This window comes from Mesorhizobium sp. AR07 (assembly GCF_024746815.1).
Lineage (GTDB): Bacteria > Pseudomonadota > Alphaproteobacteria > Rhizobiales > Rhizobiaceae > Mesorhizobium.
The window spans coordinates 3,622,229-3,638,115 of the sequence record NZ_CP080525.1; the positions used below are offsets into that span (position 1 = coordinate 3,622,229).

The following is a 15,887-nucleotide window of genomic DNA, read 5'->3' on the forward strand; positions in this document are numbered from 1 at the left end:
CAAATCCGACGGGAACGGTTGCATTCAGCAAGGCGGCAGCAAAGCGAAGCCACCGCTGCCGCCATGCTTTCGCCTCCAGAACGCGTTTATTAATTGACTCGCCCACTGGATCTGGGGGCAACACAAGGAATGACCCGTGACTCCAACCGCAGTGTTGATCTGGTATCTTGTAATCGCCGGTCCGCAAGGCGGCATTGTCGTGTTACCGAGCACGTTCGATAAGCGCGAACAGTGCACCGCCGCTATAGCAGAATATCAGAAACAGCCGACGCCGGCCGGCTGGTCGCTGCAATGTATACCCAGCGCCTCCCCACTTACCGACAACGGGTCGGCAGAGTAGGGTCAGGCATCGGTGCGGCGGCTTGTTTTCTCGGCGGGGCATAATCCACCGTGTCAGGCTGCTGCGATCAAATCTTTGCATACCAGTCGGTGGCCGCCGTCCTCACAGCCAGCCCCTCGGTCAGGCCCGGTTTACCCTATCCGCGGCCGTGCCCGCCATCCACTCTGAGGAGGTGGCGGCACCTTATTTCTGGTGAGTCGCATGGCGGCTGGCGAGATGATCGCGAATGTCTTGACCGCCAGCCTTCTAGTTTGCCTGCTGGCGATCATACTATTTCTAAGCGGGTGCCGGATGGTTTGGCCAGAACATAAAGCTCCCATTGGTCATCCTTCTGCCGGTCGACGCACGCCCAAGGGATCAGTAACGACCCGCATTTGCCAGAGACTTTTGATGTCAATCTTGCTGCGCCCCAGGCCGAATGGGAGTTAGGCCCGAGCCCGGAAAAAAGGCCCGTCCTTGTGGAACGGGCTTAGTCTACGGGGACGCCGGTAAAAGGGTTGAGCTACCGGCTGGCTAGGCAACGATGCCGTGGAGCCTTCGTTCCCACGATTTTATTCAACCCCCCATCTTCTTGGCCATGGCGCAGAAATCCGCATGCGACTTGTTAATTGTGGTATCGCCGCAGTCTTTCAACACAGCCTTCTGTTCATCGGGTTTCATGGCCATCCATGCGGTCTTGAAATCCGCTTCCGACCTCAACGTTTTCATCCCGGCATCGGTGAAGAACGGCGACATCTTCGCCGGATCGTCCAAAGCGGAGGTGCCATTGGCAGCCGCAAACGCCGAGCCAGTCATGATTGTAAGCGCCATTGCGCCCATCGTCAGCATCTTGATGTTCATTTGAATTTCCTCCTTTAGGTCATTCAACACGAGTGACCTAAAGGAGAACGTCCACTTCTGAACTGTGTTCCCACTGCGCTGCCCCGTCTTCGGCCAATCTTCTCGATCCGCCCATTACCGCCAAGCTCCCGCACCATATGGAAGGCCAATTCCGGTCGGCCGTTCACCAAGTCAGGAAGGTCCACCACTCAGCCATCAGCGCCGGCAGCAGCGGCCTCGACTTGCCTCGCGTGCTCTTCTGCGATTTTAAGCAGAGCTACAGCCGTTTCCTGGGCCGTCCACCCCTGAGCCTCTGACGCAGTCACCAAGGCAGCGAATGCCGCTTCTAGTGCGACTTCACAGTTAACCTCGCGATCTGGGCTATCTTCTGGAAGTATCGGTGGTTCAACGGATTGGGACATGCGTGGATCTCGTACAAAAACAGAAAAGCCGCGTACGGGCCCGATCGGAGGACCGATCTTCACCGCAAGGACAAACTTTTAGAGGCGTCTAATGTTCCGTGAGATTTGCCCCGTCAGTTGGTACGTGCAGTGAAGGCTTTCATACCCTTCCTGATCGCTTTTAGAGCGTTCGGCGCCCCCTGCCAGCCCTTGAACTTGATGGTTTTGCCGGTGCCAAGCACCGATGAGAGAAAGAACTGCTCAATTTCCCGCCTGAGGTGCTCGGGCACTTGGTCCGCAGTCTCGTTCTCTGCATCCTCTTTATGAGGGCAGAAAATAAAACGATCATTGCGCAGGGCCTCGCCGTCCTGGTCCTTCTGCTTGACACGCAAAGCACCCAGCAACTGGCATTTGATAACCACCCCTGGGGCGGTAGCAGCCTGGTGAATGACGAGGCCATCGAGGGGATCACCATCCTCGCCCAGCGTCGAAGGGATGAAACTCCAGTCGTAGGGGTAACTCATTCCAACCGGCAGGGGCCGGACATAGCTAAAGACCCGGGACGCTGGATCGTAGGCTAATTTGGCCTCAGCACCACGAGGGGTTTCAACCACCACCCTGATCAGGCCACCCGTTGTCGTTGGCAGCTTTAGAAAGTCGCGCATTAAAAGGCCTCGCAAATGTAACCGGCTTTGGAACTTCGGGTCGTTGATAATGTTCCGAAGTCCTGCGCTAAGGAGATTTGCGGCATGACAAAAGCTCCTCTACATACACTCAAGGGCGTGGGCTATTTGATGTCAACGGTCAGCGTTATCCTGCTCGCCATCGTCAGTTGGAAAAGCGCTTCAGAAAGCCCGCTGCTGATGGGCTGCCTACTCGTCGGAGCCGTAGCATCGATTGCTGGCATGGTGTGTCGTTGGCTCACGTACGAAATCGAAAAGCGTCGGGAAGAGAAATAGGCGGCACAGGCGTGCTGGCGTCAGCGCCGTCTAGCGACGCCCTGGTCTTCGAATGGCTGGTGAAGCCAAGGTTTCTGTCGCCTCGTCCGCTTCCTGGCATGGCATACAGGACAGTACCATACTCAGATCCCGATGCATGCAGCCGTTCTCTTCACCTCGGCGATCAACCAGCATCTGGACGTCCAGTCGCGCTTGGCGCCGGCAGGTCATGCAGCAGACCGAAAGCCCCGATCCAATCGGCCGCTTTTGCCGAGCGTGTCTTCGACAAACGGTTGTTTCATTGTCATCGCCGGCCGCTGCTTCCGCGACCCCTCTTCTCCGGGTGCCAGACGATTTTGCCGTCCAGCTTGATGTGCTTGTCGATCATTGGGCGCTTTGGCAGGTGTTCCAGGTGAACCTCCAGCAGCGTAATTTTCACCTGTGGCTTGCAGCGGCTGCAGTCGAATTTCAGTGACAGGGATCAACTCCCACCACTGTGGACCATCATCACGTCGGCCGATCGGCAGTAGGCGGTCTCGCGCTGGTCGAATGCCGCGGCTCCCTGAAAGGGATGACATTTGAACGAGTTTCACCATTTGAGATGAGGCACCTGCAACTAGGTCCAAGGTCGGGCGTTAAAGCTTAGATGTCAGCCCGGAGGAAACATCATGGCAAACACACCCACTCCAAATGAACCATTCAACCCGATTCCACCCCTGGACACGAGTTCGGGCGTTGACCGGACAACAAATGTCAGGTCAAGAAGCGGCGGCGCTGGATGGCTTGCTGTATTGATTATTATTGTTCTCGCTATGGTCGCCTATTACTCCTTCAGCAGAACCCGCGATCATGCAGTCCCGGTCGCCGAGACGCCGGCAGCGAGCACACCCGCTCCGGCGTCTGTCACCCCAGCAAAGCCCGCCGAGCCAGCACCCGCTCTCGCCCCTGCCCCCAGCCCTGCAAAGACGGCCCCTGCACCGGCCGCGCCTGCCAACTAGTCGAGTCTGCTGTAATTAGACGGCCCGTTGAAGACGGGCCGTTGTTGGTGGTGATGGGAGCGGAGAGGCCGCACCTAACCGTGGAAGGCCTGATGCGTATGTCCTGAAATGAGCCCACTGTTACCCAAACCGATGTCGGCCAAGTCGCGTCACGCCAGCGCTCTGCACGGGTTCCGAAAATCGCTCTCGATCTGTGCATGAGAGGCAGCGGGCTTGGGTTCGCCAACGTGGCGAACGCTCAGAAATGGCCGTGCCAGCGCTGGCCCTCCTGCGGCACGTTCGGGTCATTGGGACCAGACTACCGTTTCGCCGTAGTCGTCCGAACGCGCCTCCGCGTCGTGTTGCTCTTCAAGGTCGCAATTCTCTTGTTCGCAGTCAGCGGTGCTGCGACTTCACCACGGCCAGCCACGGCGCCGCGCCGAAGGCGAGCGACATCTTTAGGAGTGCGTGATGCCGAAGAAGCCAAAAGACACGATGTTGCCCGGTGACTTCCTCGTCGATCTCTTCCCATTTGATGCCGACCGATTTTGCGTCGGCGAAACGCTTGTGCGTGACTTCGTCGATCGAGACGACATCGGCCGCCGCCGTCTCAGGGACGTCGTTGCCCAGCCATTGGTAGAGGAAGTCGAGCCGCGCGTGCTCACACCCCACCCCGCTTTCAGTTCCAACCAAGTCAACCTCAATTACTTTACGCGTCTTTTTCTTAGCCCGAGGCTACCCACAGCGCAGAGCGGCGTCGTTGAGGGTTCGAATAAAAGGCGCTGCTCACGTAACCTTGTTGATTTCGCTTCGCGCTCGGTACGCTCTGCCTCGACGATCGCGCGGTACTCGCGATCGGCTCGCTCCAGCCTTTCCTTGTCAAATCGGCGCTGGGTCAAGAAAGCTCACCATAGGAAGAATACGAACGCAGTCGCTCCCAGCACAACGAGCGTATAGACGAACAGGAGCAAGTGGATGGGGAAAAAGTCATCGTCGTAGACGCTGCGGATTTGAAAGATCAGTCTGCGTTTGAGCACGTCAAGCACAAGAGGGGTGCCATTCACAAGCCTGTCCTCTCGCGACCTCCCGAGACCAGGAAATCTAGCAGTGCGGCGCGTGCCCATCAGAATCAATCGCGCTGATGGCTACAGGTTCCACCCTGCTATTAGGTTTTTTCGCCAAAGCTTGAGAGAGCAAGGGTGAGCCGCCTACGGGCAAGCAACAGCCTGCCCGGTGTTAGCCCGAGTCGGGCTATCTGAAAACCGAGGGGTCAGCCTTCGTGTTTCACAAGAGGGAGCACTTGGCCGAGATAGATCATCTTCGATAGGCGCTGACGGTTCGGACGGCAAAGCCTTTACGCCGCATTCAGCGACAAGTGGCAGCTTTATTGCGCGGCGGTGCGTCGCTACGGGTTGGGCGAGTGTGCGGCGCATTTCGGTGCGCTGCGAAGCGGCGCGCGGGGGATCGATGAGATCGATGCGATGCTGCATCGCGTCGTCGAGACCGCTGATCAGCCGTGCCTTGGCGTCAGTTCGACCTATGAATTCGGCGCGTCCCACCCGACCTTGAGGAGATCCACACGCTCCTAGGCAAAAGCCTGCGCGGAGCCATCGTAGCCCGCGTTCACGATGCGCAACGCGAAGGCGATATCGCCCCGAGCCTGGACGCGGAAGCAATCGCCGAATTTCTGATCACCAACATCGCCGGCATCCGGGTCGCGGGACGCGGCGGCGCCGACCGCCCGACGCTGGCCAGCCTGGCCGAGATGGCGCTGAGGGCGCTGCGGTAGCCGCCCTTTTATTTTACTAATTATGGAACGATCATTCAAGAAAGGAGCACCCTCAATTAGAGCGTGTGGCAGGAAAACGGTCCCCTTACGCCCAATGGCGAAGAAGAACGCTTCTCCGTTCACCATGCGCGAACAAGGCGTTCAATCGCCCGATGCCACTCGCTCGTTGCATCCGAGGGCAACCAGAGCCGATTCAGTCATAGGGGTGGGCAGGTTCCGTCGAGAGTGCCAGCTTTCAGCTCTCGATGAAGATGATTGGCGCTCGGCATGGATTTGCGAAAGGAGATCTGCCGCGTAGACGACGGAAACCGTATGTTCGCCGTACTCGCAGCCGATTCTCCCCAGATGCTCTACGACGGACAGGATCTTGTGAGGCCAGACCAGTATTCCGTGGCTCTCGTGGAGAACACGTACAATCGCAACTTCCAGAGATTCCATCATATGGACAACTCCTCCCGGGAGACCCCATTTGATCAATTCAGAGTCTTGGCTGCGCTTCGTCAGTAGTACTCTGCCGTTTGCATCACTTATCACAGCTTCGCAAAGCAAGACCGGCGTCGCCTTGGCGGTAATGATCGAATCGCGAAAGATATTCATCTGGATACTCCGCAAGTATTCCGTGAATCATATGATAAATTCTATAGGTGGCGCTAAGCGCATAAATTGTTCATACAATACTATGGCAATCTAATCGGCCGACGACGCGGGCATTCCGGGATGCCTTGTCGCGCCGCCGGCCTAACGCCGATACTGGGAAGCACGGTATTTTGGGAACACAGAGCTTCAGCACGGCGTATGCTTCAAACCAGTAAGTAGACCACGACGCTCCTGATCGACTTGCCCTCGTGCGTCAGTCAAAGCCCTTGTTGTCCCTCGAGCTTCTGCGTGTGGGTGATCATCGGATCGATCAGAATCTTGCCGTCCATGTACCAGCCAAAGATCTTCGGCACGTCGGTGCGGCCACGCGCGCCGCCAAAGGCGGTGCCCATCCAGGTGCGACCAGCTGGAACGGCCGCGTCGAGATTTCCTGACCGGCGCCGGCAACGCCGATGACAACCGACTTGCCCGAGTGCGTTGCCTGTGAATACGCCGCCGCCGTGGCGCGCGTTCGGGATAGGTTATTCGCGGAAGCCGGGAACGTGGATGGATCGAACGGCGGTTCATCCGAACTCAGGGCCTCAGCCAGAAGGCGATCGCAATCGCCAGGACGAGAACGGCACCGATGCCAAGCACCGCCAGGATGATTTCGGGATCACGACGCAGCGGAATTCCGCGCGACTCGGCCCTCGCAAGGAACTGTTTCAGGTCCGCGTCGCGATCGAACTCGACGCGATGCGAGCCGCCGTCGACATTGATATCGACAATGGACCGGCCCCGCTGCCAGCCGATTACGCAGGCCTCTGCTCGTATAAGAAACCCGTCGATGCGGGAAGCGGTTGCCGGCTCGTAGCGGAGTGACGGCGCGGCGAGGAGCAAATGCTGGCAGTCAAGGTCCATCTCGTTCACCACTCCCATCAGATACCGCGCGCGATGCATGCGATCATGCTATTCCACCGCTCCCTGTGTCCCCTGCCAGCGACGGACGATGCCGGGGTCGAGGTCGAACAGGTCGAGCACGCGGCCGACGGTGTGATCCACCATGTCGGCGAGGCTTTTCGGCTTGGCATAGAAGGCGGGGACAGGCGGATAGATGATACCGCCGATTTCCGTGACCTGCGCCATGTTGCGGATATGGCCGAGATGCAGCGGCGTCTCGCGCAGCATCAGCACGAGGCGGCGGCGCTCCTTGAGCACAACGTCTGCGGCGCGGGAGAGGAGGTTATCTGTCGTGCCGGTCGCGATTTCCGCCAAGGTCTTCACCGAGCAGGGGGCGACGATCATGCCGAGCGTCTTGTAAGAGCCGGACGAACAGACGGCGCCGATATCCTTGTTGGAATGGACGGTCGTTGCGAGCGCCTCGAGGTCCTGCTTGGTAAAATCCGACTCGGCCGAGAGGGTGATACAGGCGGCTCGCGACATGATCAGGTGCGTCTCTATATCAAGGTCGCGCAGCACTTCGAGGATACGCTTTCCGTAGATCACACCGGAAGCGCCCGAAATGCCGACGATCATGCGTCTTGGCCGCGTCGTCATCTAGCCCACGCTTTCAAGAAGCGCCGCCGCCCGCGCGGCGGCCTCGTCGCTGATCCGGGCGCGCACGCCGTGGAAGTTCGGGCCGCGCGTCGCGTCGAGACCCATGCGCGAGGTCGTGCCGATGCCGCTCGCCGACGGGTCGAGCGCATTGCCCGGCAGACCCTCGATGATGACGACGTCCTTGTGCGGTTGGAAATGGGTGGCGAGCGCCCAGAGCACTTCGCTGTCGCGGGTGATATCCACGTCCGCGTCCACGACGACGACGGTCTTGAGATACTGGTCCCAGCCGAGAAGCCCCAGCATGACCTGCCGAGCCTCGCCCTCGCGCATCTGGTTCATGCCAACATAGGCGTGGAAATGGGTGCCCGAGGACGGGTAGTGCACGGCGGTGATCGAGGGGAAGCGGGCCTTCAGCTTCTCCACCACCTCCGCCTCGCGCGGCACGCGACCGAGGTTGAGATGTTCGGCCGAATTGCCGCCAGCGACGCTGACCAGAATGGCATCGCGCCGGCGCATCACGGTTTCGACGGTGAAGAGGTTGTTGGTAGAGCGGTCGGAGGAATAGCCGGTGAACTCGCCGAATGGTCCCTCCTCCACATGGGCCTCGGGGTCCAGCACGCCCTCCAGGACGAGCTCGGCATGGGCTGGAACGCGAATGCCGTATTTCGGCGTGCGCACGACCTGCAAGGGCTCGCCCATCAGGCCGCCGGCAACATCCCGCTCGTCCTCGCCGAAGGCAAGGCGCGCGGAGGCGGCGAGCATGAAGAGCGGGTGGCCGCCGACAACCATGGCGACCGGCATCGGCTTGCCCTTCTCCTTCGCCATGTTCATCAGGCGCCAGAGATGGCCGCGGGAATGCAGCGAGGTCGCGAGCGAATTCTTCGAATGGATCATCGCGCGGTGATAGCTGAGATTGCCGGCCCCGGTTTGCGGATGCTCGCCGATGATGATGCCGCTGGTGATGTATTTCGCGCGGTCGGTGTCGAAATGTTTCAGCATGGGCAGCGCGTGGAGATCGACGGCTTCACCGGAAATGACCTCCTCGGTGATCGGGCCGCTTTCCAGAAGCTCGGGCGTGAACGGCCGGTTGGCGCGGGCCTGGTAGGCCTCGTGCAGGTTTTCGGCGGTTGAGCCGAGCAGGCGCCCGATGCGATCGCGCGAGGCAAAGATGTTGCACAGGACTTCGCTGCCGATGCCCCTGACATCGGTGAGGTACAGCATCGGATGCTGGCCCTTCTCGGCGAGATTCCAGATCAGCGCCGTCGCGTCCTGATCGTCCGAGACCGGACGATCGATGGTGATGACGTCCTCGGGATGTTTTTCCCGGTAGTCGGCCAGGAAGCGGCGAACGTCTTGCTTGTGGTACAGGGTCATGTCACGGCCTTGATGCTGCGGGAGACGGCAGCGCCCCGAAGAGCGCCGCCGTCGTCAAATCAAGCGAACTCCAGATGCCTGCCGGTGGCGCGATCGACGCCGGCGTAAGAATCCTTCAGGCGCGCCTCAGCGTCCTTCAGGTCGCGCGGCGGCGGCGACGGGTCGACGCCGACGAGCTTGGCGATGTTGTTGCCGAGATAGCCTTCCAGATCGTCCTCGGAGAGGTTGATGCCGTGCGGCGGATCCTTGCAGAGCACTTCCAGCTCGCGCAGCCACATGCCCGGATCGTTCGGCGGGCTGTCCGTGCCGAAGACAATCTTGTTCTTCGGCAGTTGCTGGGCGAACTCGACGATGCGCGACTGGAAGCACCAGCCGGATTCGCAATAGACATTGGGCGTGTCCATCGCCATCCAGAAGGATTCGAACGAGTAGTTGCCGCCCGTCTGGATGCCGAAATGGCCGATGATGAAGTTGACCATCGGGAATTCGCGGATGATTGGGTAGAACATCGTCGGGATCGTGTACGGGCCGTCGCCGGTGTGGATCAGCACGACCACGCCGAGTTCTGCGCACTTCTTCATCGCCGGACGCAGCCAGTCGAGCGCGCGGTCGGGACGATAGCCGTGCATGTTGGCGTGCAGCTTCAGCATCTTGAAGCCGTATTCCTTGACGTGGAATTCCAGTTCCGCCGCGCCGTTTTCAGGCCCCCAGCGCGGATTGTAGTTGAAGTTGCCGATAAAGCGGTCCGGGTATGTCTGGCAAAGCTCGGCACAATAGGCCATGTAGTCGCGAATGCCGTCGCGGCCCTTGCGGTTGCCGTCACGGTAGCCGGTATTGCCCGGTGGCGGCTGGATGAAGCCCATGTCGATCCGGCGCGGCTTGCCGTTGATCATATAGGGGCCGTCCATCAGCTTGAGCATGCGCTCACCTGTGAAAGGCGAGCCCGTATGACGCCATGCCTCGTCGACGAGGTTGGTCGGGTGAAGATGGGTATCGATGATCATAGTTCACTCCGTTCAATTTTACGCGGCGAGCGCGACGCCGAGCTGGCGCAGATACGCTTCGGCTTCCTCGACGGTCGCCGGTGGCTTGGTCGGCTCGAGGCCGATCATGCGGGCGGTGTTGTTGCCGAGGTAATCTTCCAGCGTATCCTCATCGAGGTTGAGGCCCTGCGGGGGCTCGTGGCAGAGGACTTCCAGAAGGTTGATCCACATGCCCGGCTCGTTCGGCGGCGTATCGGAGCCGAAGAGGATCTTGTGCTTGGGCAGGACCTTGGCGAACTCGACGATGCGCGACTGCAGGCACCAGCCGGATTCGACGTAGACGCTCGGCGTGTCGAGCGCCATCTGCATCGGCTCGAACACGTAGACGCCGCCGGTCTGCACGCCGAAATGCGCCAGGATGAAGTTCACTTCCGGGAACTCGCGGATAATCGGGTAGAACTCGGTGGGGATCGAGTACGGACCGTCGCCGGTGTGCACCTTCACAATCAGGCCGAGCTCGGCGCACTTCTTCATGGCCGGACGCAGCCAGTCGAGCGCGCGGTCGGGGCGGTAGGCGTGCATGTTCGCCTGCAGCTGCACCATCTTGAAATCGAATTCCTTGGCGTAGCGTTCGATCTCTTCGGCGCCATTTTGCGTGCCGTAGCGCGGGTTGTAGACGAAACATCCGAGGAAGCGATCCGGATGCTGCGTCACCATTTTTTCCGTATATGCCATGTACTGGCGGATGGCGGCCTTGCCTTCCAGGTCCATGACCTCGTGGGTGTAGATGGTGTTGCCTTGCGGCGGCTGGATGAAGGCTTTGTCGATGCGGCGCGGTTTGCCGTTCACGTAGTAGGGGCCGTCCATCATTTTCAGCAGCTTGTCGCCGGTGAACGGCGGCCCGTCGTGGCGCCAAGCCAGGTCCACCAGATCGGTGGGGTAGCAGCTTAAGTCAATTATCATAGGGTTCTCCTGTCGTAGAGGGTCCGGTCGAGGGGCCGCGCGTTGAACGCCATGCCGGCCGAAGCCGGGCGTGGTCCGCGATCCTAGGAAATGCCGATGACGGAGAAGAACGGCCGGTGCGGAGGACCCGACATGGGCACAAACCGACAGGTGTTCGTTTCGTAGTCAGCATCGACATCGCGGCCTCATCTTCCAAGAGACGGTGAGCAATTGTCGGTGCTTCTACTCGCCCGTGAAGGAACCATAACGAGAACGCTGCGTCAATAGGAAACTCAGTCTAACGTATTATTTTTAAAAGGTTTTCTGGAAAAACTGCAAGGACAGCCGGCGCGCTGGGAGCGCGCTCGGGTGGGTCAGACGGAGGACTTATGCAGGCGTCCTGCAACGACGGGAGCGCCGCTAGGCCGCCAAGCACGCGCGCAACTTTCTGTCTATGCTGTCACGGTCGAGATTGCGGCCGATGAAGACGAACTTCGACTTCCGCGTGTCCTCACCCCAGCTGTGATCCGGGCGGAAATCGACCAGCTTGTGCACCGCCTGGAGCACGAAGAAGCGCTCGTCATTGGCGACGGAGACGATCCCCTTGGTGCGGAAAATGTCATCGCCGCGCTCGCCGAGATAATCCTTCAGGAAGGTGGCGAGCTTCTCGCCGTCGAAGGATTTCGGATAGACGAAGGAGTGAGATTTCACCGTCGCGTCGTGCTGGTGTGGCCGGCGGGCCGGCTCCTGGGCGTGACCATGCTCATGGCCATGGTGGTGATGCGCATGGTCCGGGTGGTCGCAGGTCGCGTCGTGGCAATGATGCGCGTCGTGGTCGTCGTCCATGTCGATGTCGAGGATTTCCGCCCGCTCGCGCACGTAGGACGGCCGGAAGCCGTTGACGCCGAGGATGTTGGAGAGGTCGACGACGCCGTAGCTGGACCGCAGGATCGGCGCGGTCTGGTTGAGCTTGCGCAGCGAGCTCTCCAGCGAGCCTAGCGCCTCCTCGCCGGCAAGGTCGATCTTGTTGATGATGATGCGGTCGGCGGCGACGATCTGGTTGACCGCCTGGTTGTCGCTGCCGTCCAGCACCGGGTCGTAGAGGTGCTGGTCGATGTGCTTGGCGTCCACCAGCGTCACGACGGCGTCCAGTTCGACCTGGTCGGCGACGCTGCGGTCCACGAAGAAGGCGGTGGCGACGGGCGTCGGGTCCGCAAGGCCGGAAGTCTCGACGATGATGTGGTCGAACTTGTCCTTGTGGCTCAAGAGCTTCTTCATCACGTCGATGAGGTCGTTGCGCACGTCGACGAAGCAGCAGATGCAACCGTTCTGCATCTGGAAGATCTCCTCGTCCGAGGCGAGCACGAGATCGCTGTCGACGTCCACCTCGCCGAACTCGTTCTCGATCACCGCGATCCGGTGGCCGTGGCGTTCGGTAAGGATGTAGTTGAGCAGAGTGGTCTTTCCCGATCCGAGGAACCCCGTGAGGATCGTGATCGGGAGTTTCTGGCTCACAGGTTCGATATGCATGTTCATGCGCCCTTCTCTCTCAAGGCTTTCAGGATGTCTTCCGGTGTGATCGGATAGTGGCGGAAACGCACGCCGATGGCGTCGTGGATGGCGTTTGCGATGGCCGGGCCGATGGCGATGATCGGATCCTCGCCGACGCCCTTCGCGCCCCAGGGGCCGCCCGGATCGGGTGCGGCTTCGAGGATGATCGTCTCGATCTCCGGCATGTCCATCGACAGCGGCATCTTGTAGTCGACAAGGCCGGCATTCAGCGACCGGCCGGTCGTCTTGTCGATCAGATAATCCTCGGTCAGCGTGTGGCCGATGCCTTGCTGGATGCCGCCTTCTATCTGCCCTTGTGCGGCGATCGGGTGGATGACCCGCCCGACATCATGCACCGGTATGACGCGCTTGACCTCGACGATGCCGGTTTCCGTATCGACATGCACCTCGGCGAAATGTGCGGCGAAGGAATAGGATTTCGTCGGCTCGTAGGTGCCGTTCGCGACGATGTTAGCGGCGGGAATGCCGCGCGAAGGCCCCATCGCCTCGGCGACCGTCATGAAGCGGCCTGGTTCGGCGATGACGAAGGCCTTGCCTTCGCTGAGATCCACATCGGCGGGCGAGACTTGCAGCTTCATCGCCGCCCGTTCGAGAACGGCGGCGCGGACTTTGCCGGCGGCAATCTTGGCGGCAGTGCCGACGAGATAGGTCGTGTGGCTGGCGAAGGCGCCGATGTCCCACGGCACCACGTCCGTATCGCCATGGATGGTGCCGACATCCTCAAAGCGCACGCCGAGTTCTTCCGCGACAATCTGCGCCAGCGCGGTGTGCGCGCCGGTGCCGAGGCCGGCAGCGCCGGTGAGCAGCGTCACCGTGCCGTCCTCGTTGACCTTCACGGTGGCATTGCCCTGCTCCTTGATGCCCGGATAGGCGGACGAGCCATGCATTTCGCAGCCGATGCCCCAGCCGTTGCGGATATGCGGTCGCTTGGGGTCCGGCGTGCGGTCACGGTTGCGCAGCGCCTTCCAGCCGATCGTCTCAACGCCGTGCTGGATGCAGATTTCCAGCCCGTGCCCGAGGATCGGATGGCCCGACGGCGCGATATCGCCCGCGCGGACCGCGTTCTTCAGCTTCAGCTCCGCCGGGTCCATGCCCAGTCGTTCGGCCGCCTCGTCCATCTGGATGTCAAGCGCATAATAGCTCTGCACCACGCCATAACCGCGGAAGGCACCGTTGATCGGCGTGTTGGTATAGACGCAGCGCCCCTCCAGCCGCACGTTCTCGCAACGGTAGAGCGAGGTGGCGGCATTGGTGCCGACGATCGTCACCCCCGGACCGTGCGAGCCGTATGCGCCGGAATCGTAGACGAGCTTCATGTCGCGCGCGACGAGGGTGCCGTCATTGCGGAAACCCTGTTTCAGCCAGATCTTACAGGGGTGGCGCGAGCGGCCGGCAACGAAGGTCTCGTGGCGGGTGAATTCCATCTTCAGCGGCCGGCGCGTCTCCTTTGCGAGCAGCGCGCAGAGGAATTCGTGTTGGAACAGATCCTGCTTAGCGCCGAAGCCGCCGCCCATGTGGTCGACGAGCACGCGCACCTTGGTAAGCGGCAGGCCCAGCACCTCGGCAAGGATGCCGCGCACCATGAAGGAGGTCTGGGTGGAGGTCCAGAAGGTGAGCTTGTTCGAGCCGTCCCAGTCCGCGATGCAGACATTCGGCTCCATATAGGCCGGATGCGGCCGCCCGCCGGAAAATTCGCCTTCGAGCACGAAATCCGCCTGGGCAAAGCCGACTTCCACATCGCCGCGATTGACCCGCACCGGATCGAGCACCAGGTTGCCGCCCGGCCCGACGTCGTGGATCAGCGGCGCACCCGGCCGGGCCGCGTCTTCGGGCTCGAAGACGGCCGGCAAGGGCTCGTATTCCACCTCGATGAGATCCAGCGCCTCGTCGGCGATCTCATCGCTGATCGCGGCAACGGCGGCAACGCCCTCGCCCCAGAACCGCACGCGGTCGTCGAGGATATACTGGTCCTTCGTGCAGGAGGCCGAGCGCGGATGCGGCGAGCCGTAATGCAGCACGCGCGGCACATTCTCGTGCGTCAGGATCGCCTTGACGCCGGGATAGGCGAGCGCCTTGCTGACGTCGATGCTCTTGATGCGCGCATGGGCAATGGCCGCGCGCTTGATCTTGCCGTGCAGCATGCCGGGCAACTTGACGTCGCCGGTATACTGCGCCTCGCCGGTCACCTTTTCAAGCACATCGTCGCGCCTAACGCTCTTGCCGACGATCTTGAAGTCGCGCTTCTCGATAGGGGTCGTCATGTTCATGATCTTGCTGCCTCCATCTCGCGCGCGGCGGATTTGATCGCGTCGAAAATCTTGGTGTAGCCGGTGCAGCGGCAGATATTGCCGCTGAGCCCGAAGCGGATTTCCTCGTCGCTCGGGCGCGGATTGTCGTCGAGCAGCTTCTTGGCCATCATCAGGATGCCCGGCGTGCAGAAACCGCATTGCGAAGCCCCATGCCGCATGAAGGCATCCTGCAAGGGATGCAGCGTGTCGACGCCCGGCTGAAGCCCCTCGACGGTCTCGACCGAGCAGCCTTCCGCCTCGACGGCTAGCATCAGGCAGGCATTGATCGGCTCGCCATCGACAAGCACGGTGCAGGCGCCGCAATCGCCGACGTCGCAGCCCTTCTTGGTGCCTGTGAGGCCAACGTCGTCGCGCAGCGCGTCGAGCAGCGAGCGGCAGCCATCGACCGCCATCTCGCGCGCCTCGCCGTTGACGGTGAATTCGACGATCCGTTTCATGCGAAAGCCTCCAATGCCTGTCTGATGGCGCGGCCCGTCAGCACGCCGACCATGTCGCGGCGATAGTCGGCGCTGGCGCGCACGTTGCTGATCGGCGAGCACTCCTCCATCGCCTTGTTCGCTGCGTTTTTGACCGTTGCCGCATCGAGCACCGTGCCGCGCAACATGTTTTCCGCTTCTGGGGCACGCAGCACGGTCGCGCCCACGGCGCCGAGCGCAATACGGATGTCGTTGCACACGCCGTCCTCCATCGTGAGGCTGACGGCGACGCCGACCGTGGAGAGTTCCATCGCCTTGCGGCGGCCATGTTTCAGATAGGCCTTGCCGCTGTTTTCGAGCGCCGGCGGCACGGTGATGCCAGTAACGATCTCGCCCTTTGCGAGCACGCTCTTGCCAGGGCCAGTGAAGAATTCCGACAGCGCGATGACCCGCATGTTGGTGCGGCTGTAGATGTGCACCAAGGCGCCGTCCGCGATCAGCGGTGGGATCGTGTCCGCCGAGGGCGAGGCGCGACAGATATTGCCGACGACGGTGGCGCGGTTGCGAACCTGGATGGAGCCGAGCGAAGCGAGCGCGGCTCGAAGGTTCGGATAGCGCGAGCGCACCAGCGGCAGACGTTCCAGGCGGCCGGCCGTCACCAGGGCACCGAAGCAAAGACCACGGGCTTCGTCATAGGTAATATCGGCAAGGCCGCGAATGTGCTTGATGTCGACAACATTGCGCACGCGGCGCAGCCGCTCCCTGATCTCAACCAGAAGGTCTGTGCCGCCGGCGAACAGAAAGCTGTCGTCGCCAAGCTCGGTAAGAAGGCGGGAGGCATGCTCCAACGTTTCGGCCCGATGGTATTCAAAGCGCCTCATGTCGTTCCTCTTT

General features: G+C 61.1%; 17 protein-coding genes and 1 pseudogene. 3 read left to right on the forward strand and 15 right to left on the reverse strand.

Annotated elements, in window-relative coordinates; translation table 11 throughout:
- Positions 1 to 136 precede the first annotated feature (136 nt).
- A complete protein-coding gene (locus BPNPMPFG_RS42925) occupies positions 137 to 340 on the forward strand; it encodes a hypothetical protein (RefSeq protein WP_319945944.1) in 204 nt (67 codons plus the stop codon).
- Between the two features lie 555 nt (positions 341 to 895).
- Here the strand turns inward: BPNPMPFG_RS42925 and BPNPMPFG_RS18480 are convergent.
- Entirely contained in the window at positions 896 to 1,180 is a 285-nt protein-coding gene (locus BPNPMPFG_RS18480) for a hypothetical protein (RefSeq protein ID WP_258590146.1), read from the reverse strand.
- A 514-nt stretch (positions 1,181 to 1,694) separates the two neighbouring features.
- Positions 1,695 to 2,225, reverse strand: coding sequence for an inorganic diphosphatase (locus BPNPMPFG_RS18485; protein ID WP_258590147.1), 531 nt, complete (start codon positions 2,223 to 2,225; stop codon positions 1,695 to 1,697).
- Between the two features lie 84 nt (positions 2,226 to 2,309).
- Here BPNPMPFG_RS18485 and BPNPMPFG_RS18490 point away from each other — a divergent pair, with 84 nt between their 5' ends.
- Together BPNPMPFG_RS18490 and BPNPMPFG_RS18495 are read left to right on the forward strand one after the other, a co-directional pair.
- Positions 2,310 to 2,519: a hypothetical protein gene (locus BPNPMPFG_RS18490; protein ID WP_258590148.1), complete on the forward strand. Its 210-nt coding sequence runs from the start codon at positions 2,310 to 2,312 to the stop codon at positions 2,517 to 2,519.
- 208 nt (positions 2,520 to 2,727) lie between these two features.
- The gene (locus BPNPMPFG_RS18495; protein ID WP_258590149.1) at positions 2,728 to 2,973 is read left to right on the forward strand and encodes a hypothetical protein; all 246 of its coding nucleotides are present in this window, start codon (positions 2,728 to 2,730) and stop codon (positions 2,971 to 2,973) included.
- A gap of 898 nt (positions 2,974 to 3,871) precedes the next feature.
- Here BPNPMPFG_RS18495 and BPNPMPFG_RS18505 read toward each other — a convergent pair.
- The 13 genes and pseudogenes from BPNPMPFG_RS18505 to BPNPMPFG_RS18565 form a co-directional block, all read right to left on the reverse strand.
- Positions 3,872 to 4,168 (reverse strand): DUF768 domain-containing protein, encoded by a 297-nt coding sequence (locus BPNPMPFG_RS18505; RefSeq protein WP_319945945.1) that lies wholly within the window; start codon positions 4,166 to 4,168, stop codon positions 3,872 to 3,874.
- 892 nt (positions 4,169 to 5,060) lie between these two features.
- On the reverse strand, positions 5,061 to 5,390 hold the full coding sequence (locus BPNPMPFG_RS18510) for a hypothetical protein (protein WP_258590150.1): 330 nt from the start codon (positions 5,388 to 5,390) through the stop codon (positions 5,061 to 5,063).
- Between the two features lie 15 nt (positions 5,391 to 5,405).
- A complete protein-coding gene (locus BPNPMPFG_RS18515) occupies positions 5,406 to 5,861 on the reverse strand; it encodes an NUDIX domain-containing protein (protein ID WP_258590151.1) in 456 nt (151 codons plus the stop codon).
- A gap of 203 nt (positions 5,862 to 6,064) precedes the next feature.
- Positions 6,065 to 6,336, reverse strand: a pseudogene (locus BPNPMPFG_RS18520) (S-(hydroxymethyl)glutathione dehydrogenase); the annotation flags it as partial.
- Between the two features lie 98 nt (positions 6,337 to 6,434).
- Positions 6,435 to 6,800: a hypothetical protein gene (locus tag BPNPMPFG_RS18525; protein WP_258590152.1), complete on the reverse strand. Its 366-nt coding sequence runs from the start codon at positions 6,798 to 6,800 to the stop codon at positions 6,435 to 6,437.
- Between the two features lie 9 nt (positions 6,801 to 6,809).
- Positions 6,810 to 7,397, reverse strand: coding sequence for a UbiX family flavin prenyltransferase (locus tag BPNPMPFG_RS18530; protein WP_258590153.1), 588 nt, complete (start codon positions 7,395 to 7,397; stop codon positions 6,810 to 6,812).
- Positions 7,398 to 8,771: a UbiD family decarboxylase gene (locus tag BPNPMPFG_RS18535; RefSeq protein ID WP_258590154.1), complete on the reverse strand. Its 1,374-nt coding sequence runs from the start codon at positions 8,769 to 8,771 to the stop codon at positions 7,398 to 7,400.
- A 59-nt stretch (positions 8,772 to 8,830) separates the two neighbouring features.
- Positions 8,831 to 9,775: an amidohydrolase family protein gene (locus tag BPNPMPFG_RS18540; RefSeq protein ID WP_258590155.1), complete on the reverse strand. Its 945-nt coding sequence runs from the start codon at positions 9,773 to 9,775 to the stop codon at positions 8,831 to 8,833.
- An 18-nt stretch (positions 9,776 to 9,793) separates the two neighbouring features.
- Complete coding sequence (locus tag BPNPMPFG_RS18545; RefSeq protein ID WP_258590156.1) at positions 9,794 to 10,717, reverse strand: amidohydrolase family protein; 924 nt, start codon at positions 10,715 to 10,717, stop codon at positions 9,794 to 9,796.
- Between the two features lie 399 nt (positions 10,718 to 11,116).
- A complete protein-coding gene (locus BPNPMPFG_RS18550; RefSeq protein ID WP_258590157.1) occupies positions 11,117 to 12,232 on the reverse strand; it encodes a CobW family GTP-binding protein in 1,116 nt (371 codons plus the stop codon).
- Positions 12,229 to 14,535 carry a xanthine dehydrogenase family protein molybdopterin-binding subunit gene (locus BPNPMPFG_RS18555; protein ID WP_258590158.1) on the reverse strand — a complete coding sequence of 769 codons (2,307 nt, stop codon included), beginning with the start codon at positions 14,533 to 14,535 and terminating at the stop codon, positions 12,229 to 12,231. Before BPNPMPFG_RS18555 ends, BPNPMPFG_RS18550 begins: the two co-directional genes overlap by 4 nt.
- The gene (locus tag BPNPMPFG_RS18560; RefSeq protein WP_258590159.1) at positions 14,532 to 15,014 is read right to left on the reverse strand and encodes a (2Fe-2S)-binding protein; all 483 of its coding nucleotides are present in this window, start codon (positions 15,012 to 15,014) and stop codon (positions 14,532 to 14,534) included. The genes BPNPMPFG_RS18555 and BPNPMPFG_RS18560 overlap by 4 nt, the downstream gene beginning before the upstream one ends.
- Positions 15,011 to 15,874 carry an FAD binding domain-containing protein gene (locus tag BPNPMPFG_RS18565; RefSeq protein ID WP_258590160.1) on the reverse strand — a complete coding sequence of 288 codons (864 nt, stop codon included), beginning with the start codon at positions 15,872 to 15,874 and terminating at the stop codon, positions 15,011 to 15,013. Before BPNPMPFG_RS18565 ends, BPNPMPFG_RS18560 begins: the two co-directional genes overlap by 4 nt.
- Between the last annotated feature and the right edge of the window lie 13 nt (positions 15,875 to 15,887).